Origin of the sequence: uncultured Zoogloea sp., from assembly GCF_937894855.1 — a bacterium.
Classification (GTDB): Bacteria; Pseudomonadota; Gammaproteobacteria; order Burkholderiales; family Rhodocyclaceae; genus Zoogloea; species Zoogloea oryzae.
In genome coordinates this window covers 1-6375 of record NZ_CALAYQ010000160.1, presented here as the reverse complement: position 1 = coordinate 6375, position 6375 = coordinate 1, and the positions used below count along the sequence as shown (strand labels likewise).

9 protein-coding genes are annotated in these 6375 nt (G+C 60.4%); all 9 read right to left on the bottom strand.

Annotation, left to right across the window (positions count from 1 at the left end):
• Nucleotides 1-277 (bottom strand): FHA domain-containing protein (locus tag Q0672_RS18190; protein WP_298624534.1); only part of this gene is annotated, 277 nt, incomplete at its 3' end.
• A gap of 244 nt (nucleotides 278-521) precedes the next feature.
• The gene (locus Q0672_RS18185) at nucleotides 522-1031 is read right to left on the bottom strand and encodes a hypothetical protein (RefSeq protein WP_298624532.1); all 510 of its coding nucleotides are present in this window, start codon (nucleotides 1029-1031) and stop codon (nucleotides 522-524) included.
• Nucleotides 1028-1831: an N-acetylmuramidase family protein gene (locus Q0672_RS18180; RefSeq protein WP_298624530.1), complete on the bottom strand. Its 804-nt coding sequence runs from the start codon at nucleotides 1829-1831 to the stop codon at nucleotides 1028-1030. The genes Q0672_RS18185 and Q0672_RS18180 overlap by 4 nt, the downstream gene beginning before the upstream one ends.
• A 457-nt stretch (nucleotides 1832-2288) precedes the next feature.
• Nucleotides 2289-2957: a GAD-like domain-containing protein gene (locus tag Q0672_RS18175; RefSeq protein WP_298624528.1), complete on the bottom strand. Its 669-nt coding sequence runs from the start codon at nucleotides 2955-2957 to the stop codon at nucleotides 2289-2291.
• 15 nt (nucleotides 2958-2972) lie between these two features.
• On the bottom strand, nucleotides 2973-3998 hold the full coding sequence (locus Q0672_RS18170; protein ID WP_298624525.1) for a polymorphic toxin type 15 domain-containing protein: 1026 nt from the start codon (nucleotides 3996-3998) through the stop codon (nucleotides 2973-2975).
• The gene (locus Q0672_RS18165; RefSeq protein ID WP_298624523.1) at nucleotides 3995-4354 is read right to left on the bottom strand and encodes a DUF4150 domain-containing protein; all 360 of its coding nucleotides are present in this window, start codon (nucleotides 4352-4354) and stop codon (nucleotides 3995-3997) included. The genes Q0672_RS18170 and Q0672_RS18165 overlap by 4 nt, the downstream gene beginning before the upstream one ends.
• A 1-nt stretch (nucleotide 4355) precedes the next feature.
• Nucleotides 4356-4568, bottom strand: coding sequence for a hypothetical protein (locus Q0672_RS18160; protein ID WP_298624521.1), 213 nt, complete (start codon nucleotides 4566-4568; stop codon nucleotides 4356-4358).
• Nucleotides 4569-4600: 32 nt separating this feature from the next.
• Nucleotides 4601-5194 (bottom strand): plasmid pRiA4b ORF-3 family protein, encoded by a 594-nt coding sequence (locus tag Q0672_RS18155; protein ID WP_298624519.1) that lies wholly within the window; start codon nucleotides 5192-5194, stop codon nucleotides 4601-4603.
• Between the two features lies 1 nt (nucleotide 5195).
• On the bottom strand, nucleotides 5196-6375 hold a 1180-nt coding region (locus Q0672_RS18150; protein ID WP_298624517.1), incomplete at its 5' end, for an IS66 family transposase.

Sequence of the window (6375 nt, the reverse complement as noted above, 5' to 3'; positions counted from 1 at the left end):
CGATGACGATCCGGTCGCCCCCCACCAGCGCCACCCGGTTGCCGCGCCCCACCGGCCGGTCGTTCACCGACGACGGGTTGCCGCCCATATCGACCAGCACAAACTGCCCACCGTCGAACTCTACCCGCGCCTGAACACGGGAAATGTGCCGCTCGGGATCGGGCAGAACCAGCTCGTTGCCCTCCTCCCGCCCGATCGCCCCACCGCGGCTGTCGAAATCGAAGGCCGCCGGGCGGGCAGGCGGGGCGCCATTGAAGCTGATGACGGAGATGCGCATAGACGTGTGCCCACGGGTCAAGGGAAGATCAAGCGTAGGATTCTGGCACAGCAGCGCTTAAGCTACGCAACGTATATCATTGGGCTAAAAAATGCATTTCCCATCTATTGCAGAATACCAGACTGCTCGATATCGCGCAGGACAAACGCAAGAATTCAGATCGCAACCAGTTGATTCTGCATCCGAATGACTGTCGGACGGGCGAAGATTATTGCACGTTGGCTCGCGAGGATATCTGCCAGTGTCAGCGCTGGCCGGACGGTGCTGAACATGATCCCAGGTTCAGCGCGTTGTCCTGATCACAAGGAAGGAATCCTTCAAGTTTGGCCAAGCGGCTTCTGATGCCTCCACGGCACTTGAACTCTCTCTCCCCGCCCGAATCGCTGGCGACGCGGACCCCCGCCGTGCGGCCACCCCTCTCGCTGTAATCGAACACAGCGTAGTCGAAGCCCTCGTTGCGAAAGAGCACCTCTATTCTGTCGACACCCGCCCGAAAATAATGGGCGTAGCGAAAGACATGACGACCACCATCGGCGCCTGGAAAAGCGAGTTCGATGTGTCCTACTCTACCGAAGCGGTACTGGATCTTATCGTTCCCGCCTCCACACAGCGCGACCCAGCGGCCAAGACTTGTCTGGCAAGAAAAGTAGATATCTTCCCGTTCGGCGCACAGGCCGCCGGATGCTTGCGGCGGCGCAGTGGCCACAGAGCCGCTGATCAGGCCCGCACACAAAAGGGTGATGAGCTGCTTCATGGTAGATTGGAACCCGCTGTATTCTGCGCCGCCAGGGCGACATAGCGCCGATGAGCATCCCGCAGCTTTGTGTCGTAAGCGTTCTTCAGATAGCCCGGCCCGTTATAGGCTTTCGCAAAGCGCGCCCAGTCGTGCTCGCGTAGTGCGGACAGCATGGTCTTGTTGCTCATTACGAAATGGGTGAACGCCTTCAGATGCTCTGACTCCGACTGGCTCATCGCCAGTACGAACGCCTCAACGGACGTATAACCGGCCGCCTTGAAATTGTCACCCATGATCTGAAACCGGCCCCATGACGCCGAACGCAATGCTGCCTCAGGCGCAAGCCGGTACGCCTCTTCCAGCTTTGCGTATTGGGCCGAGAATTTTCCGTAGCCGCCTTGCTTGGCGCTCGAAATACCTGGATGCTCAACGTCATACTTGGCAGCCGTATAACGGTGAAAATAGTGGCGCTCGAAAAGTATCCGTGGTCGTCCAGACTCGTCGAATGCGTGACCGCTGGTCTCGACTTCGGCGATTGCCTGGATGGCAGCGACATCCACTTTGAGCTGGTCGGCAGCTGCGGCGTAATCGGCTGCACTCAGCCCCCTTTCGGGGTTGCGACACTCACGGAACAGGAACTCCAGATCGATGGCATGCGGCGGGCGGCGCTGCTGCCAGGAAACCGGAGTCGGATAGTTGTCCGAACTGGCGCAAATGCTGCCGGGGCGGGGCGTGCTGCAGCGGGGGAGCGTGCCGTCATCAATAGACCACAGGTGGCGTGTCGCGCACAGCGGACCGGGGATGCGAAAATTTGCCATCTTGTATTCTCTCTTTAGCGGAAAGCGTTGGTCCGAGGGGCCGCGGTACGTCGTACGATTGATCCATCACTTATCGAAACATGATGGCGATGTGCAGCCTTTTTCAAGATATGCGCGGTCGATCCCCCGACAAGCCGTCAAAGTTACATCGCATTCAACTACCTCGCAGCTCTCCATCGCGGCACCTGAGCTTTTCAAGTATTCCACAGCGCACGCAGCCTTGACCCTATCGGAAGCCTCAGCCGATGGAATTGCGGACCTCTCGCGTGAGGATTTGCGCTTCGACCGCCGGGCCATTGGGCTGAGGCGGTAGTCAGATACATGCTCCACCCCGGGCGTTTTGTAGCAAAGCGGGACCGCCGCGACCGGCTCGAGATCCGTCAGGCGCCAAGCTCCTCCATTGACCACCCCCTGCCCCACTATACTTGCGTCAAGGGTGGAATGTGCGGCTATCGCCCTACATCAAGCCAGCAGCCCGCGCATCCGCATTGATATCCCGCATTACCTGTCGCTCAGTGACCTGCGACAAAATACTGAGATGCACATGCGCATCAAGCTTTTGTAAGCTTTGCAGCGATGGGCTGCCACTTAATGCCAGTGCGGGGACAAAGCCGTACACAGTATCGTGGTCAAGCGGGCCGAGCTTCGCCAAGGCGCGCTCGAATAGCGGATGGCCCTTGTCGTCCATAAGATCGAAGCTTTCGCGCGAAATGGATGCGAAAAAAAACTGTAGCGACTGATCGGCCCCTCTTCGGGCGAATTGCTCTGGATTAAATTTGGGAAAAATCATTCCCCAGGCGGTCAACACCTTGAGCGACTGACCCGTTTTTTCTCCCCACAGTATCAACCCGCCAAAAGCAGTTCGCGCTATTACATGATAGGTATCTTGCGCCATGAACGGCGTGTTTCCAATCCAATCGAGCATCGTTTCTTCCCACGCTTCCGGATCAACCGTCCAAAAAAGCCCCTTAGCATAACCACACCAACCGTAAAGCTGCCAATATTCGAGCAACTTGTCAGGCAATCTACCGCGGAATTTTTCGATTGTTTCAGGTGGGACGGGGTGACATGAAAAAGCTGGCCCAAACCCTGAAAACCCTAGAAATTCCTCCATGAATTTATCCACATCAGCCTCCTTATATCATTTGCAACGCTTTAGTTTCACGTTCATCTTTGCCTCTTTGCCGTATTTCTCAAGTGTCTTTTTAGCGGCATCATCCAAGCTCTTCACTCGTTCCCGCCACTGACGCCCGATTGAGGAATTAACCCCCCGATCGCCCATCGAAGTAACCACATCCTTACCACCTGCTATCAAATCCGGGCTATGCAAGGCGGCCAACGAATCCATTCGCTTCTTAGTCATTTCTTTGGCTTTTTTTAGTGCAGCCTCACCAAACTCACCTTGATCTAATAGCCTATTCTTGGATTCTTCAAAAATTTCTTCCGCATACTGTTTGCGAGCTTCCACCTGTGCAGCACCAGTCCCCTTACGACCAAACTCCTCGAATTTTGCTCGCCCGTTCAAATACTCCTCAACCGTCATCTGATTCATACCTTGCTCTTGGTCTCGGAGCTGCCGATCATACTCGGCTGGGTCGCCTTTCTTATTCTTCTTAAAGCACTTTACATCGTGCTTCTTCATTTGCTGTTTAACAACGCCACCTTCGGATTTGCCTGACGCCTTTTTCGCCTTCTTCGCCGCCTCCCGCTCCAGCTTTTCCTTGGCAGCCTTCTGTGCCGCTTCTTTTGCCGAATGCGCCGCCGCCTCCTCGACGGCCTTCTTGGCTGCTTGCTTTTCGAGCGCCTGTGCGCCCTTCCTGGCTATTTTCCCGGCCGTTGCGGCCATGCCGCCAAAGGGCACCATCGCCGCCGCGCTCAGAGCGGCGCTGACTTTGTCCCCTTCCGCAAGATAGATCAAGGCATTGGCGCCGTCTGCCACTTCTCCGACGCCCGGAATCAACCCGACCACATCAAGCGTGGTGTGTAGTGCGTCCGAGCCCCAGCGATTCCACCAGCCTTCTTCTTTGGGGGTGGGTTTTGGCGGTGGGGCGCTGTTGCCGGGGCCGCTGGCGTTGGGCTGGGTTTGCGGGACGATCAGCCCCTGGGTGTTGCCGATCGGGCCAGGCGCGGCTTGATTGTTGGGTTTGACTTTGCCCTTGCCGCTCACGGTGCTTTCCAGTTCATCCAGACACTGTCGCCGGTGCGCACAATCGGTTGGCCATTCACGTAGACCGAGCCGCTTTTGCCGATGTTGTGGCTGATCGTGGTGTGGGTCTGGCTGACCACGCCTTTGCCGCCGCCCGCTTCGTCGCCCGTCACTTTGTCGACGAAGCTCTGGTTGTGAAGATAGGCGGCCTTACCCTGGAAGAAGACGTTGGGCGAGCAGTGTTGGCTCATGTCCATCGTGTGGGTGATGGGGTAAGGGACCGGCACGCCTTGCTTGCTCGGCGTGAGGCAGACATCCGGTGCGAGGCTGACCAGACGGAACTGGGCGTCTTGGGCGGTGGCGGTTTCGCTGGCCATCTCACTGTCCTTTCTGGATGGCCGCGTTGGCACGGCGGGCGGCTTCGATGTCCCAGGTGCCCAGCTCCATCCGTTCCACACCGGCAGCAGCGCCAACCACGGCACGCTGGACGACGCTGAGTTCGTAGGCTTGGAAGTCGAAGATGAGAGTGTCGGTGAGCAGAGGCTTGAACAGCGGAACGCCGACGTCCAGGTGAAGCAGTAGCTTGAGCACCGTAAGCGTCGTCCCGCCCCCGTCTTGACGCCTCAGACCTTCAGCCTCTCCAAGCGCTCATTCACCTCAGACAAATCAAAGCGCCCGGGCTCGAAGTCCTCCCCGCACCACGCTCGCATCTCCTGATGCTCGGGGTGGTCCGGGTCGAGGATGGCCTCGAGGAAGTCGGCGTAGCCCGGTGCGCCGCCCACGTCTTCGGGTGGTGCCGCGTTGGCGCCGGTGAGGCACAGGGCGCTGGCCGATAGGATGGGATCCGGCGGGTGGCGTTTCTCCACCTTGATCCGGTGTTCCCAGTGATCGCCGAAGTCGTAGATGTACTTGAACGACTTCATGCCCCCCAGCGCGGTCTTGAGCTGGATGCGCTGCTCGGAACGAGGCGGGTCGCCCCAGTCGAACTCTGGATCGGGGATGCCGTAGCGCTCTCCGGCGATCTCGAATTCGTGCAGATGCCCGCCGTGCCAGCCCATGACGCACTGGATGACGTGATGAAGCTTGGCGAGGGTGATCGACTCGGGCACGACGATCCGACGCCAGATGGCGGGCTTGATCCCGGCAAGGTCAATGCGCAGTTGCAACAGATCGGCCAGTTTGCGGGTGCGCGGCTTGAGGGGGACGACGGTGCTCATGTCAGGCGGCTTTGAGAAGGGGCTTGGCAGGATCGAGGTTCCAGGGCAGCAGTTCGTCGATCCGGTTGATCGGGTGTTCGGCGATCCGCGTGAGCACTTCGCGCAGGTAGGCCTCCGGGTCGAGCCCGCTCAGTGTGGCGGTACCGATCAAACTGTACATCGCGGCCGCCCGCTCGCCGCCAGCATCCGATCCTGCGAAGAGAAAGTTCTTCCTCCCCACGGCGACCGCCCGCAGCGCGCGTTCGGCGGCATTGTTGTCGATCTCGAGATGGCCGTTCGTGCTGTAGCGGACCAGGGCCGGCCATTGATTGAGCGCGTAGCCGATGGCCTGCATCAGGTCGGATTTGCGCGACACCCGTTTGCTCTGCGCTTGCAGCCAGTCATGTAGCTCCGCCAGGCGCGGGGCGGCCTCCTGCCGGCGCAGCAGCGCCCGCTCGGCGGGCGGCTTGCCGCGCGCCCGGGCTTCGATGGCATACAGCGCCTGGATCCGGGTCAGCGCCTCGGCGGCCAGGGGCGAGGCGCTCGCCCGGTGGATGTCGTAGAACTTCCTCCTCACATGAGCCCAGCAGGCGGCCTCGACGATCGCTCCGCCCTCGAAGAGCGCGTCGAACCCCGCGTAGGCGTCCGCCTGCAAGACGCCCTTGAAGGGGGCGAGGTGGGCTTGGGGGTGGAGCCCCTTGCGGTTCTCCGAGTAGGCGAACCACACCGCCGGCGGATCCAGGCTGGCGGCCGGTCGATCGTCGCGCACATAGGCCCACAGCCGCCCGGTCTTCGTCTCGCCCCGCCCCGGTGAGAGCACCGGCAAGGGGGTATCGTCGGCATGCACCTTGCCAGCGGCCATCACGTAGCGCTTCACCGCCTCGACCAGGGGGCTGAGCAGGGTATGGCATTGCCCGACCCAGTCGGCCAGGAGGGCGCGCTCCAGGGTGAGCCCGCTGCGGGCGAAGATGGTGCTTTGCCGATAGAGGGGCAGGTGATCACAGAACTTGCCCACCAGCACATGGGCCAACAGCGCCGGCCCGGCAAAGCCCCGCGCGATGGGCCGGCTGGGCGCCTCGGCCTGGGCGATGTGATCGCAGCGGGCGCAGGCGAGCTTGGGGCGCACATGGCGAATCACCTTGAAGCGGGCCGGGATGTACTCGAGCATCTCCGAGACCTCCTCGCCCAGGGGCTTGAAGGCG